This window comes from Lachnoclostridium sp. An138, from assembly GCF_002160765.1.
GTDB classification, from domain to species: Bacteria; Bacillota; Clostridia; order Lachnospirales; family Lachnospiraceae; genus Laedolimicola; species Laedolimicola faecalis.
In genome coordinates this window covers 1-22,495 of the sequence record NZ_NFLF01000011.1, presented here as the reverse complement: position 1 = coordinate 22,495, position 22,495 = coordinate 1, and the positions used below count along the sequence as shown (strand labels likewise).

Genomic DNA, 22,495 nt, shown 5'->3' with positions numbered 1-22,495 from the left:
CTCTGCAGGACAGGCCTTTACATCAGTTTCTCACTCGGATCTTCGTAGGCGTCGCAGACCTCCTCGGCCTCGCCCATCATCCGGATATGTCCTTTATCGATCCAGATGGCTCTGTTGCAGATTTCCTTCACCTGCTCGATGCTGTGTGACACGAACAGCACCGTCGTATTCCGATCCATCATCTCCCGGATACGCTTCTTGCACTTATTCTGGAACTGGTAATCTCCCACTGACAGAATCTCGTCAATAATCAGAATATCCGCGTCCACAATGGTCGCGATGGAAAAGCCCAGTCTTGCCAGCATACCGGAAGAAAAATTCTTAATGGGCACATCCACGAACCGTTCCAGTCCGGCAAAGGCAATAATATCGTCAAACCGCTCCTCCAGCATCTCCTGGGGATAACCGATCAGCGCTCCGTTCAGGTAAATATTTTCCCGGGCCGTCAGATCGTGGTCGAAACCCGCTCCCAGCTCAATCATGGGCGCTATGGTTCCCGTCGTCTCCACGCTGCCCTTTGTGGGCTTCAGCACGCCGGCTATGATCTTCAGCATCGTACTCTTTCCGGAACCGTTCATTCCCACCAGGCCCACAGAATCGCCTTTCCTCACCTCAAAGCTGATATCATTCAGGGCCCAGAATTCCTCATAGAAAAGCTGGTGCTTCAGCGCTTTGATCACATATTCCTTGATATTGTCCACCTTTTGTTTGGAGAGGTTGAAGCACATGGACACGTTATTTACTTCTATCGCATTCTCTATCTTCATAACTCTCTCCTATATTTTCAGTATAAAGCTGTCCTGAGATTTTTTGAATACCAGGGAGCCCACAATAAGCGCAATCGCGCACCAGATGAGACTCTGCACATGCAGGATGGCAGGAGGCGTCACCCCGTCCAGTACCACAGCGCGGAATATCTTGATAAAGGCCGTCAGCGGATTGGCGTTGATGATAAAGACCACCCAGCGGGGCGCGTCTTCCAGAATAGACATGGGGTAGATCACCGGCGTCAGATACATCCAGGCCGTAGTAATGACGCTGTACAGATGCATCAGATCCCGGAAACTCACCGCTACCGCCGACAGAAACAGGCTGACGCCCGTGGAAAACAGCAGTACATAAAGCAGCGGTACAACCGCCAGCATCACCGTCGGCGTCACTCTCGATCTTGTCACCACCATCACAATCACCAGCGCAATCATGGAAGCCAGCAGATTCACGCCGCTGGACATGACCTTGGTGATGGGAAACAGATATTTGGGCACATAAACTTTTTTGATCAGTTCTCCGCTGTGGACAATGGAACCCATGGCAATGCTTGTGGATTCATTGAAAAAGTTAAACACCAGCTGCCCGCAGAGCAGATATACCGGAAAGTTCTCCACCTCTCCATAGCGCTGAAAAAAATAGGAAAAGACAATAGACAGCACTGCCATCATCAGAAGAGGATTCAGCACCGTCCAAAGCAAGCCCAGAATGGAACGCCGGTATTTGGTTTTAATATCCCTCATCACCAGCTGGTTGATGAGGGCTCTGTATTTGACAAAGACACTAAGCAAGCTCACGGCGGTATCCTTTCTGAATCACACGGTTTATGACGGCAATCAGCACAAAGGCTCCAAGCCATATCAGGCCAAACCGCAGAAAACTGAAGGTCAGCACCTGATCATTGGGACGCGGCGTGGAGTAATAGGCATTGTTAAAGATGAAAAGCTCCGTACAGAGCGCGATATAGACAGCCGCAAAGAAAGTCAGGATATTTCCCTTTCCCAGTATCACCTTCAAAGGACCCCGGGCATCATGCTGCAGCTTCCAGAGGCCGGAAGAATAAATATCCTCCTCTTCTATCCGGAGCCTGCGGTTCTCCTTTTCCAGCGTATGGTTTTCCTTCATGGCCGCATCCAGCTTGCCGAGAAGCTGCTCCTTTTCCTTTTCGGACACGCTGTGCTTCTTAATCTCCTGCCAGTATTCCTTTTCTGCCAGGCCCAGCTCCAGAATCCGGAAACTCACCTTCGCTCTGGTCAGCTTCAGGCACAGGGCCTCATCCACAAAAAATTTCGGGTCCTTATGCAGATACACAAAAATCGGCTCAAAATCCACATCACTGTTGGTTTTGATCCGGGAAAAATCGATGACTTTTGTCTCTCCGTCCTCGTAGGTCAGCGCAATCTCATCCAGACGGACCATGCTGCTGTCCTCCAGCAGCGGGTCAAAACGGAATCCGCAGGTATGCTCAAAGACGCTCAAATCGAACTCAAGCGTAACTGGTTCTCCGGGTATACAGGCATAGGGAACCGTCAGAGAATCCTCCGGACGGAAATCCTTTCCCGTGTCGATAAAGACCTCCGCAGTCAGCTGTATGTTTTCTTCCATGTTCTCTCTCACTCCTCTAGCCTTTGAGCTCCCGGATGCCGCCCCATTTCTGATCCTTTTCGGAAATAGTCAGCTCCATTCCCTCCGGAATCGGCCACTCTACACCGATCTCCGGATCATTCCAGATGATGCCGCCCTCATCGTTCGGATGATAGAAATCCGTACATTTATAGGCAAACTCCGCGTGATCCGAAAGCACCAGAAAACCATGGGCAAAATTTTTCGGGATAAAGAACTGCTTTTTATTTTCCGCGGAAAGGCGCACGCCGTACCACTGTCCGTAGGTGGGCGAACCCTTCCGGAGATCTACCGCCACATCAAAGACCTCACCGCTCACTACCCGTACGATCTTGTCCTGGGGATGATTGATCTGGAAGTGAAGTCCCCGCAGCACGCCTTTTTTGGAAGAAGACTGGTTGTCCTGCACAAAGGTCAGGTCAATTCCCGCTTCCTTAAAATCATTGTAATTGTAGGTTTCCATAAAATAGCCGCGCTCATCTCCGAAAACGGCGGGCGTAATGACCTTCAGCCCCTCGATGGGACAGGTCTCTACTGTTATCTTTCCCATTTTGCTTTTCTCCTGTACAGAATTATAAACCGTTGGCCACATCCACCAGATACTGGCCGTAGGCAGTCTTAAGCAGAGGCTCAGCCAGTTTTAAAAGCTGCTCTCTGTCGATGAAGCCGCGGCGGTACGCGATCTCCTCAATACAGGAAATATACATGCCCTGGCGCTTCTGGAATGCCGCCACGAAATCCGCCGCGTCAAGAAGGGCGTCGTGATTTCCGGTGTCAAGCCACGCGAAACCGCGTCCGAGAGTCTCCACCCGGAGCGTTCCCCGGCGCAGGTACTCATTATTGATGCTCGTGATCTCGATCTCTCCTCTGGCGGAAGGCTTCACACCCTTTGCTATCTCAATCACGTCATTGTCATAAAAATACAGTCCCGGAACCGCATAGTTGGACTTCGGATGCTCCGGCTTTTCTTCAATAGAAAGCGCCTTTCCTTCCTCATCAAACTCCACAACGCCGTACTCCCGCGGATCTTTTACGTAATAGCCGAAGATAGTCGCTCCATGCTCCCGCTCCGCGGCGCGCTTCAACACCTGGGAGAAGCTCTGTCCGTAAAAAATATTGTCGCCCAGCACCAGCGCCACCCGGTCGTCTCCGATAAATTTCTCGCCGATCAGGAAGGCATCCGCCAGTCCCCGGGGATACTCCTGCACCGCATAGCTCATCTGCATGCCAAGCTGGGAACCGTCGCCAAACAGGTCTTCAAACACCGGCAGATCCCGGGGCGTGGAGATAATCAGCACTTCCCGGATGCCGGCCAGCATCAGCGTGGAAAGGGGATAATAGATCATCGGTTTGTCATAAACCGGCATAATCTGCTTGGAAATAGCCTTCGTCAGAGGATAAAGCCGCGTGCCGGCTCCTCCTGCCAGAATAATTCCTTTCATTCGCACAACCTCCGTCTGAAGCATGAATTATTTTACATGATACATTTCTTCGTAGTATTTCTGATAATCGCCGCTGGTCACATTCTTCATCCAGTCTTCGTGCTCGAAGAACCACTGAATCGTCAGGCGGATGCCGTCCTTGAACATGGTCTCCGGATACCAGCCGATCTCTTCCTTAATCTTATCCGGCGCGATGGCGTAGCGGCGGTCGTGTCCCTTGCGGTCCTCCACATAGGTGATAAGATCCGTGCTCACCAGCTTCTTTCTGGGGTCGTCGTCCGGAAGCATCTCCTGAAGCGTGTCCAGAATAATATGAATAATCTCAATATTCTGCTTCTCATTGTGGCCGCCGATATTGTAGCGCTCGCCCAGACGTCCCTTCTCCTGCACCATATCAATAGCCTTGGCATGGTCGTCCACATAGAGCCAGTCGCGTACATTCTTTCCGTCGCCGTATACCGGCAGCTTCTTGCCCTGCAGCGCATTGTTGATGATCAGCGGAATCAGCTTCTCCGGGAACTGATAGGGACCGTAGTTATTGCTGCAGTTGGTAATATTGGCCGGGAAACGGTAGGTATCCCAGTATGCCTTCACCAGCATGTCTGAAGAAGCCTTGCTTGCGGAATAGGGACTGTGGGGATCGATAGGAGTCGTCTCATAGAAATAGGTATCCCCCTCTTCCAGAGAACCATACACCTCGTCTGTAGATACATGCAGGAACTTCTTGTCCTCCTTATAGCTTCCGTCCGGCAGCTCCCATGCTTTCTTCGCCGCGTTCAGCATTACCAGCGTGCCCAGCACGTTGGTCTCCACAAAAATCTCCGGATTGCGGATACTGCGGTCCACGTGGCTCTCCGCCGCGAAATGAACCACCCTGTCGATATCGTTTTCTTCAAATATCTTCTCGATAGCCTCTCTGTCGCGGATATCAGCCTTGATAAACGTGTAGTTCTCCCGATTCTCCACGTCCTTCAGGTTCTCCAGATTTCCCGCGTAGGTAAGAGCGTCCACGTTGATGATACGGATCTCATCTCCGTATTTACGGAACATATAGTGAATATAGTTGGAGCCGATAAAGCCGGCGCCGCCGGTAACGAGATAAGTTCTCATTCAAAATTTTCCTCCTGTTTCGTTCATACACCGCAATTATGACCGTCTACAGCCTAATTTATGGTACTTTCAGCAGTAGTATATCATTAAACGGCCCGAAGAGCAACATTTTTAGTATATAGCATTTGACAACAGTTTTCCAGTCCGTTATATTAAAAATGATAACAAAAGAGGAGAGATTTTCATGACATTTCAAATAAAAACCCGGCTCAGAAGCCTTTCCGCCGCAGAGCGTCTCTGCCTGATTATGGGAATTCTGTTTGCTGCAAGTCTGATCCCGCTTCTGATCCTTTCCTTCTATGCCCATCCGGCCGGAGACGATTACGTCTACGGCGTTCAGGCGCATCTGACCTGGGAAGGCACCCATTCTCTGATCGAAACCATCAAGACGGCTCTGTCTACCGTAAAGAATTATTATGGGAGCTGGCAGGGCACCTACTCTTCCATCTTTCTGATGGCGCTCCAGCCTGCCGTCTTCAGCCAGCGGCTCTACTTCCTGACCACATTCCTGATGCTGGGAATGCTGACGGCCGGAACCGCCTTCCTGATCCACATTCTTTTCACCCGTTATCTGCGTTTTCCGCTCAGCCTGCGGCTGATTCTGACCTTCTCTGTGCTGACTCTGTGTATTCAGAACCTGGAAGAAGGGAAATCGGCCTTTTACTGGTATAACGGAGCGGTCCATTATGTATTCATGCATAGCTGCATGCTGTTTTTGCTTGCCTTTCTGCTTCTGTTTCTCAAAGCCGGAAGCCGGGCCGGGCAGATCCTCAGCCTTGCGGCCGCCTGCTTTCTGAGCTTCGTCACCGGAGGCTCCAATTTTGTGACGGCGCTGATTACCCCTGTGCTGATTTTCTTTCTCCTGGTCTTCTGTCTGCTGGCCAGGCAGAGACGGGCTCTGTTCCTGCTTCTCCCCCTGTCTGTCACGCTGGCCGGCCTTCTGGTAAATGTCACCGCGCCGGGCAACGCCGTCCGCATGGCTGTGCAGGCCGCTCCCATGGGCGCCGTGGAAGCCATTTACTATTCGTTTGTCTATGCGGTCAAGGGAATCGGCGAATGGACAAGCCTGTATGTACTTTTCTTCGCCCTGCTTCTGCTCCCCTTCCTGCTGCCCGTCCTTTATCAGCTGGATTTTGATTTCCCGCTGCCAGGCTGCGCTGCCGCCCTGTCCTTCTGCGTAATCGCGGCCACTTACACCCCATCCCTGTATTCCATGGGACATGTATATATATTTGAAAGAACACTGAATATTATGCGGATGCTGTTCTATCTGCTTTTCTTCCTGAATCTGATTTATACTGCCGGATGGCTCTGTGCCAGATACCGGAGATACGAAAGCGCTCATGCCCTGAACGCTTCGTCCTTTCTTCCGGAACTCCGGAAGCGCTGCGGGCGCGGCTTCGCCATCGGAATGACCGCATTTTTCCTGGGACTTCTGATTTTTTCCGACAAAGATGAAATCACCTCCCTGTCCGCCGCGGACTCCCTGGCAAAAGGCTATGCCAGAAGCTACCATGAGGAAAGCCTGAACCGCATCTCCCTTTTAACTATGGAAGGTGTGGACGAGGTGTGGGTGCCGAACTTTTCTGTGGTTCCTCCACTTCTGGACGAGCAGGCTCTGTCCCCCACCGACACAAATGACTACCGCAATCAGGCTGTCGCAGAGTGGTTCGGCGTGTCCATCCTGCATATGTCTGAGATTTATTGAAAATCGCTGCGGCAGACTGGTTCACTGCCCGCGGAAGCAAAAGGTCCCGGAGCGGGAACTCTCTCAACGAGAGAATGTTTCCCGCTCCGGGACTTTCTTTTTAAAACCATTCCGCCATGCGGAATGCTTTTCGTTTTCAGAACCTTACATAATAGATGACCACCGATTCCTCCGGCAGCATGGCCTCCTGGCGGAACATCTCTTCCAGCCCCGGGAGATAATTCTCCAGACCGGATATGTTGTTAGACCCTCCGCAGATCAGATACATGTCCTCCGCTTCCGGGAACTGCTCCCGCACCCGGCGGATCATCTCGTCATATTCGATGGTTTCCAGCCGTTCCTCGTTCCATACGGAAAAAGTTATCTGCTCCCCGGTCACCGGATACCAGATCCCGCGCTCCGGCAGATAAGCCGCCGTAGAAAAGACCGCCACATCACTGGCCGCGGCCAGAACCGCATCCTCCGGCACCGACTCTCTGATATAGGCCGCTGCCGCTTCTCCCGCGGAATAGGGCTCCTTCACATCCCGGAGCACCGCCTGGGCGTGACCGTCCGAGGCGGTCAGGCTGATCAGTACAAGGGCCATCTGCCATACGGCCAGCTGCAGCCTTCTGCTTTTTCTCGCCGTCCCCTTATTCTTATCCAGGATCAGCCACAGCACAAAAATCAGCTCGTGAAACAAAAGCATGGCTTTCTGTTCAGATGACAGATAGACATAGGTAAACATCAGTACCTGGACCACCCAGGTTCCCGCCAGTATCAGCGCCTCTTTCCAGGAAAGCCACAGCAGGAGCAAAAGACAGACAAAGGCAGCCGCCAGGACAAGCTTCCAGGCGCGGTCACTCAGGCCGATACCCAGCGCATTGTCCACCGCCCACTGGGCTCCCACGCTGATCCGGTACAGATTATAGGAAGGGGAGGAGGAAATATGCACATCGATGGAAGGATTCAGCTCCGTACTTCCCAGCAGCTCCCAGGCCAGGAAAAGTCCGCTTAACAGGGACAGGCTCAGACCGGCCAGCACTGATTTGTTTTCTCCGGGCTGTTTCTGCTTCCACAGGTCCGCCGCCGTCTCGCAGAGCCAGAAAAAAGAAAGCAGGAAGGACAGACCCGCCATATAGACATGGGTCTGCGTCAGCGCCGCAAGCGCCGCGCCATACAAAATTCCTTTTTCCTTTCGACAGGGATACAGGACCGCCAATACGGCAAGAAGCGGCGGAATCAGGCTGTAGCTTCTGGAAATCACCGGATAATAGTAGACAAAGAAACTGCCGAATACCAGAACCAGCTTCACCGGCCACGAGAAGGGCGCTTTTTTCAGCACCAGCCAGGCCGCCACAGACATGAATGCCAGGCTGATAAGCCCCATACAGGAAAACGGCATCCCAAGCTTCGCAAAAGGCATCAGGATCAGATACCAGAGACAGGGATGCCCCTCGTAGCGGAGCTGGGCAAACAGGCCGCCCAGGCCCAGATTCTTCGCAATCTGCCAGGCCTGGGCCTCATCTCTCCAGTTTTCGTGGCGGGAAAGCAGGAACAGATTAATCCCCACATAGGCAAGAAGGGCCAGTACAGGCCAGTACATCCGGACTCTCTCTTTCCAATCCGTGTTCTTCTCAGCTGTTCTCTCCATTGTTTTTAAGACCCAAGCCCTTTCCTCTGATTTTTTCTGTATAAAGTTTCAGCGCCCACTCTCTGATTTTCAACGCTCCATCCAGTCCCAGCAGGAAAAAGACAGGGACAAAATTCACCAGATACCGGGAGCGGGTCTCCCAGAGAAGCAGAAACAGAAACAGGCCGAACACTGCCAGCTGCATGGCCTGAATCTCCCTGACATGGCCTTTTTCAAAGAAATTGCGCAGCACAGAGAGAAGGATGCCAGCCAGAATCAGAAGCTGGACTGCGCTGCAGTACAGGTAGGTCTTCGGATAATCAGCTCCGTCATAGAGCACCCAGGAATGAAGGGCGCTTTCCTTTACCGGATCTCTTTTCAGTTTCTCCGGCGCAAAATACACACCGTCTCCCCAGGTAAACACGACCTTTGCCCGCAGATGTTCCGCCATTCCCCGAACCCCGTATTCCTCCAGCGTATCCCGGATATACTGACGGTCTACCTCTTTTTTGGCTTCTTTTCCTTCTGTGGAAGCAGTCATCCAATAAATGTCCGCATTGTAACCGCCGCTGCCGGCCAGGCCCATGGCAAGCCAGTGCTCCACGGGAAATTCATTTTTTTCTTTCTCTGACGCGTCAAAAAACGGCATCTTTTCCGGCACAACTGTCAAAAATCCCACCAGAAGCAAAAAGGGTACCAGAAGAAAAACGCTCTTTTTCAACCGTTCCGCCGCTCCTTCCCGGTGCAGCCAGAGATGAATCAGAAGCGCTATCAAAATGACACCCAGACTTCCCTTCACCTTATATCCCACCGCCAGCACGGCTGCCGTCAAAATCAGCCATCTGGCGTCTTTTTTCCGATACTGATATAAAAGGAAGCTGCCTGTCACAAAAGGCAGGGCGAAGGTGTCCGTATAAAAGATCGGCGCATGCATGTAAAAAGGCAGAAAGAACGCGCAGAAAAGCAGAACAAGAAAACCCGCCCGGCTTCCGTACAGCTTCTCTGCCAGAAGACAGGTAAACACCATGCCCAGCAGAATCAACACGACATTCAGCAGCACGCCCAGCGTAATATAAGAACCCAGGCCGCCGAACAGCTTGAAAAAGCCCGCGAGAAACATACATACTGCCACATTATTGGGGTATGTAGTAAAGTACCAGTTGCTGCTCTCTGAAAAGGCGCCATTCTCCACAATCTCCACCGCGCCCTGATACACTGCTCCAAAATCCCAGCCCGGATACACTTTAAGCTCCATTCCCGCATACAGGAGGCCCGCCCCCATCAGAACCAGCAGCAGACAGGAAAGAATCCTCCAGAACCGCCGCTCGTCCGCCGCCTTCCGTGAAAGCTTTCCAAAAAGCCAGGCCGCAAGGGCTGCCGCCCCGAGAAGGCCTGCTGCAAGGGCGCAGATCTTTTTAGTCTGGCTCATACTTAAGGCCGAGATGCCGCAGACCCAGATCCAGACAGCGGCAAAGCCTGCCGAAAAGAGCAGTATGCACCACTTTTGTATCTTATCTCCCATTATCTCATTATCTGTCCTTTATCTCTTATCCGTTATCTGATGATCGTTCCAGACTTTTGTTATCTGATGATCGTCCCGGCCTTTTCATGAAGGGCCTCTTTTGCCTTCGTAAGCTCCGCAATCACAGCCACACGTCCCTCGCGTCCAGACACAAAGGAGGCTCCCGCCGCCATCTTGGGCAGAATGGAGGCTCTGGGGAACTGGCCTGCCGCCGCATACTCCTCTACCTCTTCCGGACTCACCACATCCAGCTGTTTCTCCCGGTCCGTGCCATAATTGATAGACATCTTTTCCTGTCCTGTAAGGATCATCAGCATATCCGCGTCCAGAAGCTCCGCCATCTTTCCGCTGGCATAGTCCTTTTCAATCACAGCGCTGGCTCCCTTAAGACGGCCTCTCTGGCGCAGCACGGGAATTCCTCCTCCGCCGCAGGCGATGACCACCTGATCCGCCTCCAGCAGTGTGCGGACAGCCTCGATCTCCACGATCTCCTTGGGCTTCGGAGCCGCAACGATCCGGCGGAAGCCTTTGCCTTCCTCTTCCACCACAAAGTTTCCTTTTTCCTCTTCAGCAGCCGCCTCTTCCGCCGTCATATACCGCCCAATCACCTTGATGGGCTCCGCGAAAGCATCATCATAAGGATCTACCACTACCTGTGTAATTATCGTGCTGACCGTTTTTACGATGCCGCGGGAAAGCAGTTCCTCCCGAATAGCATTCTGCAAATCGTATCCGATATATCCCTGGCTCATGGCAGAGCAGACGGACATGGGCGCAAAGGTATAATCCTGATGCACCTTTCCGAATTCATTTAAAGCTGTATGAATCATGCCCACCTGAGGCGCGTTGCTGTGGCAGACAGCCACCTGGCAGCCCTCTTCCACCAGATCAGCCACAGCCTTTGCCGCCCCCTTTACCGCGGTCATCTGCTCCGGCAGCGTCGTTCCAAGCGCCTTATGTCCCAGCGCAACTACTATTTTCTTTTTTTTCATATCCCCTTACCTCGTCTATTCACAATATCATCCTCCGGCAGTCCGGGCCGCCCGCCCTCATGCCGCCGGCGCTAATAAAATTAATTATAATGGCTAACCGGTAAAAAAGCAACGGAAACCATGGCCTTCTCACCGGTAATTCTCCGTACATTTTACGCATTTGCTGTCCCTGCTGCAGTAAAAATCCTCCACCGTATCATCCACACGAGTGCAGGTGGCCTTCCGGAACTGCACTGTATGAACCACTTTGGAAGCGTCCACCGGACAGCGGGAATCAAATTTCTGCGTATAAAACCTGTCTTCCTCCCCGTGTCCGCTCTCCAGCTCTTCCATTCCGCGGTATTTTCTGGACGAAGCCCAGAAGTCCCCGCTAGAACCTGAAATCCCGTTTTCCATGTTCAATCTCCTCCAGATTACGGGCCGCAATCGCCCGGATTTTATCGCTTGTAACCCGCTTCAGCTCTTCTGCGATTACAGCCTCGCCCTTCCTTCTCGTATCCTCCGACGCATAATCTACCAGATACTCCTTCAGCGTCATCAACGCGTTTGGCTGGCAGCAGTTGGCGATCTGTCCCGATTTCACAAGAGTCATGAAGCGGTCGCCCGTGCGCCCTTCCCGGTAGCAGGCCGTGCAGAAGCTAGGGATATAGCCCAGCTCCAGCAGCCAGTTCACCACCTCATCCAGGGTGCGCGTATCACTTACATCAAACTGGGCTGAATTTTCCTCTTCTTCCTCCACGTAGCCGCCGACGCTGGTGCGGGAACCGCCGCTTATCTGGGATACGCCCAGATCCAGAACCTTTTCCCGGGTGATCTTGGACTCCCGGGTGGAAATAATCATGCCCGTGTAGGGAACCGCGATCCGGATTACTGCCACTATCTTCGCAAACAATTCATCGGAAATAGCGTTTTCAAAGGTGGAAGCGTCGATATCGTCAGCATTCCGGATACGGGGCACGCTGATGGTGTGGGGGCCTACGCCGCAGGCCGCCTCCAAGTGCTCCGCGTGCATCAAAAGCCCCACAAAATCATAGCGGTACATGTTCAGGCCGAACAGTACGCCGATTCCCACATCATCGATTCCGCCCTCCATGGCCCGGTCCATGGCTTCCGTGTGCCAGGCGTAATCATGCTTCGGTCCGGTGGGGTGAAGCTTCTCATAATTTTCTTTATGATAGGTTTCCTGAAACAGGATATAGGTACCGATGCCGGCCTCCTTCAGTTTTCGGTAATTCTCCACTGTAGTGGCCGCGATATTCACATTTACCCGGCGGATGGCTCCGTTCTTATGCTGGATGCTGTAAATGGTTTTGATACTCTCCAGCACATATTCGATGGGATTATTGACCGGGTCCTCCCCCGTCTCCAGAGCCAGACGCTTGTGGCCCATATCCTGAAGGGCTATGACTTCCCGGCGGATCTCCTCCTGGGTCAGCTTCTTTCTCGCAATATGCTTGTTCTTCGCATGGTAGGGGCAGTAAGTGCAGCCATTGACACAGTAGTTGGAAAGATACAGCGGCGCAAACATCACGATCCGGTTGCCGTAAAATTTCTGCTTAATCTCTCTGGCAAGATGAAACATCCGCTCCACCAGATCCGGTTCCTCACACTCCAGAAGGGTCATGGCCTCCCTGTGATTCAGCCCCTTACAATCAGCCGCCCGCTCAATCAGGGATTCGATGTATGGCCGGTTGTCCTTATTCTCCTGGGCAAACTGGATCGATGCCAGGATCTCCTCATGATCGATAAACTCCTCTGCGCGCTTTGATGCCGCGTTATACATAATACTACCTCCTCTTCTTGGCACAGATACGAGACCGCCCGAAAGCCCGGGCTGCCGGAGGACGCGCATGAACGCTTCCTGCTGATAACGGTTTTCCGCTCTGATTTTCCGCTCTGGCTTTCTATTTTGGTTTTCTGCTTTGATTTTCAGTGTACCACGATCCGAATGCCCGGTCAAACCATCACTTTGTAGTATTCCCATATTGTAAACATATGTTCTGCCGTGTTATAATGTGGGCAGAATCACGAATGCGCCGCACATCCGGCAGGAAGCGCGAAAGGAGGTACCCGGCATGGCACAGCAAAAGCAAATCATCTTTCATATCGATGTCAACTCAGCCTATCTGAGCTGGACCGCTCTGGAAAAGCTGAAGACAGGCAGCGGAATCGATCTGCGCACGATTCCTTCCATCATCGGCGGAGACGAAAAGAGCCGCCACGGCGTCGTGCTGGCGAAATCCATTCCCGCCAAAAAATACGGAATCCAGACCGGCGAGCCTGTGGCCGCCGCCCTGCGTAAATGCCCCGGCCTCGTCATGGAGCCGCCCGATCACAAGCTGTACCGGCGGTACAGCCGCGCCATGATAAAGCTGCTCTCCGAGGAATTTTCTCCGGAACTGGAACAGGTCTCCATCGATGAGTGCTATATGGATTTCACCTCCGTCTCCCACCGCTATGCTTCACCTGAGGAAGCTGCGGGACTTATCCGGGACCGGATTTTTGAAAGCTTCGGTTTTACGGTAAATGTGGGAATCTCCACGGTGAAGGTGCTGGCAAAGATGGCCAGCGATTTCGAGAAACCGGGAAAGGTACACACCCTGTACCCGGAAGAGATCGCGGTGAAAATGTGGCCTCTGCCCGTCTCGGACCTGTTCATGGTGGGAAGAAGAAGCGCCTCCAAGCTGGAAAGTCTGGGGCTGCGCACCATCGGCGATCTGGCCCGGTCCGATCCGTCTTTTCTCACCACTCATTTTAAGAGGCACGGAAAGCTCATGTGGGAATACGCAAACGGCATCGATCCCTCCCCTGTCGTCACGGTGAAACAGGAAGCCAAGGGCGTGGGCAGCTCCACCACACTCTCCGAAGACGTCACCGACGCAGCCAGGGCAAAGGAAATTCTCTATTCTCTGGCCGAAAGCGTAGCCGGCCGTCTGCAAAGCGCCGGCCAGCTGGCAGGCACCATCACCGTGGAAATCAAATACTTTGACTTCACCAAGGCTTCCCACCAGACTCAGGCTCTTTCTCCGGTGAACAGCGCAGACGAGATCTGCCGCCTCGCCTGCTCCCTGTTCGACGAGCTCTGGGACGGACGGCCCGTCCGTCTTCTTGGCATCCGCTCCTCCAGACTCACCGCGGAGGACGGGCCTGTGCAGCTCTCCATTTTCGACCTTCCGGCAGCTCCGGCTGCCCCGAAGAGGCAGGCGCCATCCGGTCCTTCTCCGGAAAAGCCAAAGCCTGCCGGTCCTTCTCCGGAAAAGCTGAAAAAGCTGGATGCCGCCATGGATAAAATCCGCAGGAAATACGGGGAAAACGCAGTTCACCGGGGAACATGAGCAAAGGTTCATGAATTCTCCAGGAATCCTTCAGAAACTTCTCTGAAACTTCTCTGCAATTTCTCAGGAATTTCTCAGGAATTCCGCCGGTAAATCAGCTTCAGGCCCTTTAAGAGCAGCGCGTCGTCCAGGCTGACCGGCGTGCGGCAGTAGGGCACGATATATTTTGCCATGCCTCCGGTGGCCACAGCCGTCACCTTCTGTCCAAGTTCCTCCTCTACTCGGGCAATCATGCCGTCCAGACAGACTGCGTTTCCGTAAAGGACTCCGCTTTTCATACATTCGACCGTATTGCTGCCGATGAACTTTTTCGGCGGGTCCAGACTGATCTTGGGCAGCTGGGAAGTCCTGTTAATGAGGGAATCCAGAGCCACATTCACGCCCGGCATGATCATGCCGCCCATGACCTGCTTCTTTTCATTGACCACAGTAAAGGTGGTCGCTGTGCCCATATCAATAATGACCAGGGGACAGCTGTACTCTTCCACACCGGCCACAGCGCCTACCACCAGGCCCGTACCCAGCTGAGCCGGATTGTCGATGCGGATATCCAGCCCTGTCTTTACACCGGGACCTACCACGAGGATCTCCCGCCCTGTCACCTTGGCCGCCGCGCGCCTCATCACATTGGTCAGGGGCGGCACCACGGAGGAAATGATTCCTCCGTCCAGGGCCTTTCTGTCGATGCCGTAGATTTCCAGCACCGTCTTGATGCTGATAGCATATTCCAGTTCGGATTTCGTGCTGTCTGTGTGGATGCGCTCCACAAAGATGATATCGTCTCCCTGAATACATCCCACTTCAATATTTGTATTTCCTATATCAATCGCCAGTATCATCTCACTGTTCTCCTTCCAGAAGAGTTTCGCCGCTGTCAGCGGAAAACGCAGGAGCCTGTCCCAGAATATAAGCGTCAAAGCCTGCCGAGACCTTCGGAATCACATAATGGCTGCCGCCGCGTCCCTTTACATCCTCGATCATCATGGTAATCAGAAGTGGGCTGTCCGTATCTTCTACGCACAGTCCCACAAACCAGCCGAGTTCCGTGCCTGTGGTATCATCCTGGGAATCCTTGATTTCCGCCGTTCCGGTCTTGCCTGCCAGCCGGTAGCCGCTGCTGTAAGCCTCATGGGCCGTTCCTTCCTCTGCTTCCACTACCTGGTACAGATCATTCAGCACCGTCTCTGCCGCCTCCGGCGCAAAGACGCCTTCTTTCCAATAAGTGGTCTCCTGACCCTCCGTCAGATAGGGCTTTACCATATTGCCCCCATTTACAAGGGCGGAATAGATGGAAGACAGATGAATGGGATTTACGAGAATCTTTCCCTGTCCGTAGCCGCTGTCCGCCAGCTCCGTATCCGATGTAATCTTCCCGTCCGTCCCGTAGGTGGAGGCTGTCAGGGCGAAATCAAAGGGCAGTTCTTCCCCGAAGCCCAGGGAATTCAGTCCTTCCCCGAAGCCGTCCGCTCCCATTCCCACCGCTGCCTTGGCAAAATAAATGTTATCCGAATGAATCAGCGCGTTTTCCAGATTTTTCACAGAATAGTCTTCCAGCGTGGTCACATAATAGCTTCCCCAGCTGGAATCCAGCTGCCAGCGGAGACCCTCATTCTGTATATCCTCCTCCGGATCAAGGGTGCCTTCCGTCAATGCCAGAGCCGCCGTCACCGGCTTGAAAGCAGAGCCCGGCACCCAGGAGGCCAGCCAGCGGTTGTAAAGCGGCTGGGCCTCATCCGAATTGATCGCTTCCCAGGCGCTGCTGGTATAGCCCATCACAAAATCGTTGGGATCATAGGCAGGCGTGCTCACCAGAGCCAGCACCGCGCCGCTCACAGGGTCCATGGCCGCCGCGCAGCCCTCGTCGCCCTCCATCTCCTGGTAGAGATACTGCTGAAGAGTAATGTCGATGGTCAGCATGACGTCCTCTCCGTCCTGAGGCGCTTTTTCCAGCACTGTTTCCTTCAGATCTCCCAGTTCATTGTAGATCTGGATGGAATAGCCGTCCCTGGGCCGGAGCTGTTCCTCGTAGACGCGCTCGGCTCCCGCCTTCCCGATGATGCTGTTCTGATTATAGCCCTGTCCTTCCCGCTCTTCCAGCTCTTCCGCCGTGATATTCTGCACGTAGCCTGTAAGCTGGGCCGCCTTCTCTCCGAAGGGATAGTACCGCACCGTGGTATCCGTGATCATGACGCCGGGGATCTCCAGAAGCTGTTCCTTCAGGTCCATGGCGTCCTTGGCAACCGTCCGCAGAGGAACAAAGGTATCGTCCCGGACCCAGCCGGCGCTCAGCGCGTTTTCAATTTTCTCCACGCTGATTTCCAGAAGAGAGGCCAGCTGTGTGAAGGCTGCTTCCCGATCCTCCGGAAGCTTGCCGGGCACCAGTCCCACAGAAGAAGCCACACCTTCCCGCGCCAGCTCCACCTGGTTCCTGTCATAGATATTTCCCCGCTTCGCGGCGGTAGTCACCACCCGCACTGTGTCGGAATTTTGGAGGGTTGGGAAAATATCCTGGCTGTCCCATTCCATTTTATAGCTGCCTTCCTCATCCTTGTTAAAAATGGCAACCATATTATCAAAGGACAGCTCCCCGGCCAGAGTCTGCATGGTGACAGTGTATTTGACCCGCCTTGTATCCGCGTCTTTTTCCTCGTCCCCGTCCTCCGCTATGTCAATCACGATATCCGAGGCTTCGATTCCGCCGTAAATATTACGGTTCCGGTTCACATAAGTCTCTTCATCCGTCTGTGCCTTTGCGTCCTCAGACAGGTACGTGTACATCTCCTCATACTTTTCCTCGTTCAGCAGCTGTATATATTCTGTCAGCAGCTGCTCCGGCTGCACCGGCTCCTTTCCGCAGCCTGCCAGAAAGCTCAGACAAAGCGTCAGCAGAGCTGCCGCCAGCATTTCTCTTTTCATATCCTTTGTTCCCCCTTTTCACCGCCCGCGCTTATGCCGCGTCTTCCGGCAGACAGAGCCGCCGCACCTGTTTCCAGTGTAACACGCCGCCTGTACCCGTTACAAGTCCCGTTTCACAGAATTCCCCTGTACAGATAACGGACCGGCGTAACCGCCTCGTTTTCCGGACAGAAGACAGAGACGCTGAAGCCTTTGATCTCTGCTGACGCATACGCTCCCGGATAAGACACGCTCCCGTCCGGCTCCAGATACCGGATTCCCTCCGTGCTGTATCCCCAGCTCCGCTCCCCATAATACAGGATTCCGTATATATCTTCCTGCCAGTTTTCCACCGTCTCCTTCAGAGGCAGAACGCGCATGGCCTCCAGCAGCGGCTCCAGATCCTTTTCCTGATCAAACTCCATATCCGCCGCCCCTCCAAGCCAGATGGTAATTTTATCCGAGTCAGCCGCGTCATAGCTGATCAGATAGCTGTCCACAAAATTTCCGTTTTCATCAAAGCCCTTTACGAAGGTGTACAGCGTCTCCACCGTGCCATCCGCCCGGAAATGCAGATTGAAGCTGTTTACCAGGCAGAGCTTCTCCGGCAGATCCACTTTTCCCCGGATATCCTCCAGAATCCCGTCCAGCCCATCCTCATAAATGTTATTGTGCACCAGGCGGACTCTCCTGCTGCTCTGAAGCTCGTTGATGACCCAGGACAGCTTTCCGTTGAAGGGAACCGCGCTCCAGGCTGTGCCGGCCGCTCCAAGGAAAGTCACTCCGGCAAGAATCAGCGCGATGGGAATTCTCCAGAAATGCGTGGCCAGAATTCCTCTCTGGGTCAGCTTCATCTCCAGGAATTCCCGTTTCTGCTCTGATATCTGCTCCGTATCCAGCCACACAAACCGGTGCCCTTTCAGAAACAGGAAGATCTGCCCTTTCTTTTTTCGGTACCAGCGCACATCCCTAAGTTCAAATACCGCCTGCTGCTTCCTGTCGTCCTCTTCCCACTCCGCCGCAATCCGGTTCTCTTCTATTTCAAACTGAGAAAAAATCCGCTTCAGGCTCCGTTTTCCATACATGCAAAGTTCCGCAAAATAAACAATCAGATACACAGCGAAAAACGCCATGCAGAGAGCCAGCAGCGGCAGATTCCGCCTGACGCCTCCGTAGAGGCACAGACGCACAAACGCTCCCCAGGCCGTCACATAGACAACCAGAAACAAAGGGCAGAAAAGCCTTCCTGTCCACAGAAAGCCCCTAAGCTTTCTCCTCCATGCTATTGTCTCCGTACTTCTCCTGTATAGCTCCATGTCTTTCCCAAATCCTCCGATTCATAGCGCAGTCTGGTCCCTCCCAGCTCGGAATATTCCTCCATACCCAGATACACACAAAGCCTGTCTTCTTTCTGTTCCGGCGGATAGGCCATCGTATAGAATTCCTCATTCTCAGCTCCTGACTCCGGAAAAGCGCAGAGCTCCCAGTTCACTCCTCCGTCCTCTGTCCGGTACAACTCCGGTTCCTGGGAGCTGCGGATCGCCACAAAGCCGACCTCCGGCGTGACAAACTCCGCCCCTATGGTCAGGGAATGCACGCCTTCGTACCCCGGCGCGCTCTCCCGCTCCACCTCTGTCCAGGTATAACCGCCGTCTTTCGTCGCAAACAGCACATCGCCTTCCTGCCACATGGTCCGGCCGGCTGTCAGAACCAGAAATCCGTGTTCCGCGTCCGGAAAACTTAAGAAGAGGCAGCGCACACTGTTGTATTCATGAGTTACTACGCTTGTGGTCCAGTTCGCCCCCTGATCCTTTGTCCAGGTAACCGTCACAGGGACTTCCGCAGAACCGCCGTAGGCAAAAGCTGTCATCTCTTCCGAAACCGTATAGCTCTTATCCTGCAGTCCCGTGAGAGCTCCATCCATCTGGTCGCCCCTGGCCGTCAGAGCTTCCAGGGCAGCCGGGACCTCCATCCAGTCTGTTCCGTCATTCCAGGTCACTTCTGCCGCCCCTTCCCCGTTTCTCGCTCTGCACTCCGGAAGCTCAGAATCTTCATAAAGGTTCTGAGGCGGCTCAGCGGCATACGGATTCCAGAGAGCCTGCCGGACCTCATTCACACGGTCCGCAAATATCAGAACCGTCAGGACCGCCAGCGCCGCGCAGACGGCTGCCCCCGGTATTCCGGATCTTACCCGCGTATCCTCCACTACGGCAAGACGGGCTTTCATCACTGATTTACTGTTGTAAAAGTAAGCCGAATAGGGCAGTTCTCTGTTTCTTCCCTTTCTGAGAGACTCCAGCAGAAAATCCGCATATGCTTTCCGGTCTGCCTCCGGCTTCCCCTCCACTACGTTCTGATCACAGGCGATCTCCAGGTCCCGGTAAGCCGCCGCCTTCAGCAGATACAAAAGAGGCTGAAACCACAGGATGCAGGCCGCCGCCGTAAAGATCAGCTTATACCAGAGATCCTTTTTCCTGATATGGGTACACTCATGGAGAAATACCATCCGAAGCTCTGCCCAGGTATATTCTCCCTCCGGCACCAGCATCACCGGAGCGGCAAAGCCCAGTACCAGAGGTGTGCTGACCGAACTGCTCTGATACAGAGGCGGCACAGCCTCACAGCCCGCTTCCAGCGCCGCCTGCTCACAGGCGCTCCGCATCCAGGATTCTTCCACAGGCTTCATGCTTTCCAGCGCCTTCCTTCGAAATCTCTGATAGGAGCCAAACTGCCACAGGACCATGCACAGTGCGCCGGCCAGCCAGAAACAGGGCAGCAGAGTTCTCAGATCATCTCCAGGCGCCGATCCCAGCTGTAAACTCCGGAACGAAGCATCCATAAGCTTCTCCAACAGCCGGCTGTGAAGAAGCTGCAGCCAGATTAGCAGAAGCAGCCATAAAACCCTGCGGTGCTTCGCCTGCAGCATATCAGCCTCTCTCCTTTCTCTTTCGGTCCAGAAATTCCTGAAGCTCGTCCAGATCCTGATCCGTCAGCTCATCTCCCTGCCCCAGAGCCGCCATAAAGTTTCCTACAGAATTCTGATACAGGCGTTTCCAGATACTGCGGCTCTCCTGTTTCAGGTAATCTTCTTTCCGGACCAGGGGCTCGTAGACGTTGTTCCTTCCTTCTTTCCGGACCTGTACAAACCTCTTTTCCTGAAGTCTGGACAGAAACGACAAAATCGTCGTCGCAGAAAGCTGTCTCTCGCCGGGCAGCTGTTCTTCTATCTCATTCCTGGACATGGGACGCCCTGCGTCCCAGATAATCATCATCAACTCCAGCTCTGAATCCGGCAGCCTCTTCATGCAGATTCCCTCCTTTTATCTTCGGCAAATGCAGAACTTTTCCTCCATTCTACACTTGCCGAAAATAATTGTCAAGTATCCTTTCGGCAGGAAACCAGATCCGGCGGGACGCTTCTGGCAAATCCGTACGGATTATGATAGAATACTCTTAATTGCCAAGGGCATACCCGCTCTTGGCAATTAAGGACAGGATGCCAAAAATGAAACAGACAACTGCAGAAATGATACCCGAAGGAATGACTGAAAGGAGTCTTTGTCTTATGAAATACATTGATCTTCACACGCACTCCGCCTGTTCTGACGGAACCTTTACTCCTTCAGAGCTGGCAGCGTATGCCGCAGAAAAAGGACTTGCTGCCTTCGCCCTGACCGACCACGATACCACTGACGGACTCGCGGAAGCAGCCTGCGCCGCCGCGGAACACGGGATCGAATTTGTGCCCGGAATCGAATTTTCCACCAACTACAATGGACACGATATTCACATTGTAGGCCTGGATATCGACCCGGAACAGGAAGATCTGGCCGCAAAGCTGCAGTCCTTCCGGGCAAACCGGGACACCCGCAACGAAGAGATGCTGTCCCTGCTGCGCAGAATCGGAGGCTTTGACATCACCATGGAGGATCTGAAGAAAGCATACGGGGAACACACGGTAATCACCCGGGCACATTTCGGACGCTGGCTTTTTGAGCACGGCTGCGTGAAATCCATTTCCGAAGCCTTCGACCGCTATCTGGGCGACGGCTGTCCCTGTTTTGTGGAAAAGAAAAAAACACGGCCCCAGACTGCCCTCCGGCTGATTCTGGGCGCTGGAGGAATCCCGGTGCTGGCTCATCCTCTTCTCTATCATCTTGCTCCGGAAGAGCTGGAGCAGCTGGTAAAAGACCTGAAGGAGCATGGTCTGGCTGCCATTGAAGCCATCTATTCCTCCAATACAGGTCTGGACGAAAGCAATATGCGCCGTCTGGCCCGGAAAATGAATCTGAAAATATCCGGGGGATCTGATTTCCATGGAAAAAACAAGCCGCTGATCGACCTGGGAAGCGGACGGGGAAATCTGAAAATTCCCTATACGGTTCTGGAAGAGCTAAGAAAATAAGCTTTTGGACTGCTTCTCCGTAAAATATCGTTTTGCCTCTTCCATAAAAAACGTAACAAGGAGATTGTCCTCCTCCATAGACGCCAGCCCTACGTCGTAAATAGTATTCTTTCCGATAATCGGTTTATACACGATAGAAGGCGCCTGCTGTCTGCGGCAGCTTTCTCCTGTGATATGAATCCCTCCCGTAGAACGAATGGCAAAAGGGACCATTTCAATATTGTCTGTCTCAATGGTACTCCGGAACGTCACATGAAGCTCCCACAGCATTTCCTGTGTCAACTCCTCGGAAAAATCATCGTTTCCCAGCCGAATCAAGGTACTGTCCGAAAGTTCCTCTACTGTAACTGCATTCTTCCGGGCCAGCGGATGATCTTCTCTCATCATTGCTACCATATGCGTTGTCCCCAGTTTCTGAAATTTCATGCCGTCCGGCAATCTGCCTTTATAACAAAGATAAGAGCCTATTTGAATCTTTCCTCTCTGCAGATCCTCTTTTAGAGCCTGCGGCTGGTAATTTGTCAAGCAGGTAAGCCTCACATACGGATACTTTTCCCTGATGTCATTCAGAAATTCATCAAAACATCCGCCCATCAGATAATACAGAATACCTATAGAGAGCGCTCCTGTTATCTCATTGGAAAAATATTTATTTCGATTGAGAAAAGATTCATACTCCTTCAATATTTTACGAAAAGATTTCTCAGCATTTTCGCCTGCCCGTGTAAGGGAAATTCCATGGTTTGAAGACTCCACAATCCGAAACCCCAGCTCTTTTTCCATGGCTTGAATATGCCGTGATAAAGTCGGCTGAGAGATAAACAGCTTTGAAGCAGCAGCTGAATAATTCATGGCATCCGCCAGCTCAAGAAATTCTTTCATGTATTCTGTTTTTATTACAATCACCCCTTTGAGAAAAGCATAACACAGGCATTCATGTTATGCAATATTTGCATAACTATACCAGTTTTGAACGGTAAAAAATATGTCTGCCTGCCATAAAGAAAAAATTTCTTGAGAAATTATGTTATCCCCATTTTATTTTTTTCCGCACCTTTTATCCACATTCCATAAGCGCACTTA

At 52.9% G+C, this 22,495-nt stretch carries 20 protein-coding genes; 3 read left to right on the top strand and 17 right to left on the bottom strand.

Annotated elements, in window-relative coordinates; translation table 11 throughout:
• Positions 1-17 precede the first annotated feature (17 nt).
• From B5E82_RS10355 to rfbB, 6 genes are read right to left on the bottom strand one after another with little or no spacing between them, the layout of a single operon-like run.
• On the bottom strand, positions 18-767 hold the full coding sequence (locus B5E82_RS10355) for an ABC transporter ATP-binding protein (protein WP_087163806.1): 750 nt from the start codon (positions 765-767) through the stop codon (positions 18-20).
• 9 nt (positions 768-776) lie between these two features.
• Positions 777-1,565: an ABC transporter permease gene (locus tag B5E82_RS10350; protein WP_275533160.1), complete on the bottom strand. Its 789-nt coding sequence runs from the start codon at positions 1,563-1,565 to the stop codon at positions 777-779.
• Positions 1,552-2,373, bottom strand: a complete 822-nt coding sequence (locus B5E82_RS10345; protein WP_087307478.1) for a hypothetical protein — start codon at positions 2,371-2,373, stop codon at positions 1,552-1,554. Before B5E82_RS10345 ends, B5E82_RS10350 begins: the two co-directional genes overlap by 14 nt.
• 16 nt (positions 2,374-2,389) lie before the next feature.
• Positions 2,390-2,941: a dTDP-4-dehydrorhamnose 3,5-epimerase gene (gene rfbC / locus B5E82_RS10340; RefSeq protein ID WP_087307477.1), complete on the bottom strand. Its 552-nt coding sequence runs from the start codon at positions 2,939-2,941 to the stop codon at positions 2,390-2,392.
• A 22-nt stretch (positions 2,942-2,963) separates the two neighbouring features.
• Positions 2,964-3,833 carry a glucose-1-phosphate thymidylyltransferase RfbA gene (gene rfbA, locus B5E82_RS10335; protein WP_087307476.1) on the bottom strand — a complete coding sequence of 290 codons (870 nt, stop codon included), beginning with the start codon at positions 3,831-3,833 and terminating at the stop codon, positions 2,964-2,966.
• Between the two features lie 27 nt (positions 3,834-3,860).
• Positions 3,861-4,943 (bottom strand): dTDP-glucose 4,6-dehydratase, encoded by a 1,083-nt coding sequence (rfbB, locus tag B5E82_RS10330; protein ID WP_087307475.1) that lies wholly within the window; start codon positions 4,941-4,943, stop codon positions 3,861-3,863.
• Positions 4,944-5,127: 184 nt separating this feature from the next.
• Between rfbB and B5E82_RS10325 the strand changes: the two genes are divergently transcribed.
• On the top strand, positions 5,128-6,651 hold the full coding sequence (locus tag B5E82_RS10325; protein ID WP_087307474.1) for a DUF6056 family protein: 1,524 nt from the start codon (positions 5,128-5,130) through the stop codon (positions 6,649-6,651).
• Positions 6,652-6,787: 136 nt separating this feature from the next.
• On the opposite strand, the gene B5E82_RS10320 is transcribed toward B5E82_RS10325, so the two are convergent.
• The 5 genes from B5E82_RS10320 to hydG all read right to left on the bottom strand — a co-directional run bounded on the left by B5E82_RS10320 (position 6,788) and on the right by hydG (position 12,560).
• Entirely contained in the window at positions 6,788-8,236 is a 1,449-nt protein-coding gene (locus tag B5E82_RS10320; RefSeq protein WP_140393125.1) for a hypothetical protein, read from the bottom strand.
• A 31-nt stretch (positions 8,237-8,267) separates the two neighbouring features.
• Positions 8,268-9,785, bottom strand: coding sequence for a glycosyltransferase family 39 protein (locus tag B5E82_RS10315; protein ID WP_087307472.1), 1,518 nt, complete (start codon positions 9,783-9,785; stop codon positions 8,268-8,270).
• 59 nt (positions 9,786-9,844) lie between these two features.
• Positions 9,845-10,777 carry a carbamate kinase gene (gene arcC / locus B5E82_RS10310; protein WP_087307471.1) on the bottom strand — a complete coding sequence of 311 codons (933 nt, stop codon included), beginning with the start codon at positions 10,775-10,777 and terminating at the stop codon, positions 9,845-9,847.
• A gap of 129 nt (positions 10,778-10,906) precedes the next feature.
• Positions 10,907-11,173 carry a hypothetical protein gene (locus tag B5E82_RS10305; RefSeq protein ID WP_087307470.1) on the bottom strand — a complete coding sequence of 89 codons (267 nt, stop codon included), beginning with the start codon at positions 11,171-11,173 and terminating at the stop codon, positions 10,907-10,909.
• On the bottom strand, positions 11,148-12,560 hold the full coding sequence (gene hydG / locus B5E82_RS10300) for a [FeFe] hydrogenase H-cluster radical SAM maturase HydG (RefSeq protein ID WP_087307469.1): 1,413 nt from the start codon (positions 12,558-12,560) through the stop codon (positions 11,148-11,150). The genes B5E82_RS10305 and hydG overlap by 26 nt, the downstream gene beginning before the upstream one ends.
• Positions 12,561-12,852: 292 nt before the next feature.
• Here hydG and B5E82_RS10295 point away from each other — a divergent pair, with 292 nt between their 5' ends.
• A complete protein-coding gene (locus tag B5E82_RS10295) occupies positions 12,853-14,112 on the top strand; it encodes a DNA polymerase Y family protein (protein WP_087307468.1) in 1,260 nt (419 codons plus the stop codon).
• A gap of 74 nt (positions 14,113-14,186) precedes the next feature.
• On the opposite strand, the gene B5E82_RS10290 is transcribed toward B5E82_RS10295, so the two are convergent.
• The 5 genes from B5E82_RS10290 to B5E82_RS10270 all read right to left on the bottom strand — a co-directional run bounded on the left by B5E82_RS10290 (position 14,187) and on the right by B5E82_RS10270 (position 20,312).
• Positions 14,187-14,951, bottom strand: a complete 765-nt coding sequence (locus B5E82_RS10290) for a type III pantothenate kinase (RefSeq protein WP_087307467.1) — start codon at positions 14,949-14,951, stop codon at positions 14,187-14,189.
• 1 nt (position 14,952) lies between these two features.
• On the bottom strand, positions 14,953-17,028 hold the full coding sequence (locus tag B5E82_RS10285; protein WP_087307466.1) for a penicillin-binding transpeptidase domain-containing protein: 2,076 nt from the start codon (positions 17,026-17,028) through the stop codon (positions 14,953-14,955).
• A 113-nt stretch (positions 17,029-17,141) separates the two neighbouring features.
• Entirely contained in the window at positions 17,142-18,236 is a 1,095-nt protein-coding gene (locus B5E82_RS10280; protein ID WP_087307465.1) for a hypothetical protein, read from the bottom strand.
• 53 nt (positions 18,237-18,289) lie between these two features.
• On the bottom strand, positions 18,290-19,933 hold the full coding sequence (locus B5E82_RS10275; RefSeq protein ID WP_087307464.1) for a M56 family metallopeptidase: 1,644 nt from the start codon (positions 19,931-19,933) through the stop codon (positions 18,290-18,292).
• Position 19,934: 1 nt separating this feature from the next.
• Positions 19,935-20,312, bottom strand: a complete 378-nt coding sequence (locus B5E82_RS10270) for a BlaI/MecI/CopY family transcriptional regulator (RefSeq protein WP_087307463.1) — start codon at positions 20,310-20,312, stop codon at positions 19,935-19,937.
• A 260-nt stretch (positions 20,313-20,572) separates the two neighbouring features.
• On the opposite strand from B5E82_RS10270, the gene B5E82_RS10260 reads away from it, so the two are divergent.
• On the top strand, positions 20,573-21,412 hold the full coding sequence (locus tag B5E82_RS10260) for a PHP domain-containing protein (protein ID WP_087307461.1): 840 nt from the start codon (positions 20,573-20,575) through the stop codon (positions 21,410-21,412).
• Here the strand turns inward: B5E82_RS10260 and B5E82_RS10255 are convergent.
• Positions 21,401-22,294 carry a LysR family transcriptional regulator gene (locus B5E82_RS10255; protein WP_087307460.1) on the bottom strand — a complete coding sequence of 298 codons (894 nt, stop codon included), beginning with the start codon at positions 22,292-22,294 and terminating at the stop codon, positions 21,401-21,403. The genes B5E82_RS10260 and B5E82_RS10255 overlap by 12 nt on opposite strands.
• Positions 22,295-22,495: the final 201 nt, after the last annotated feature.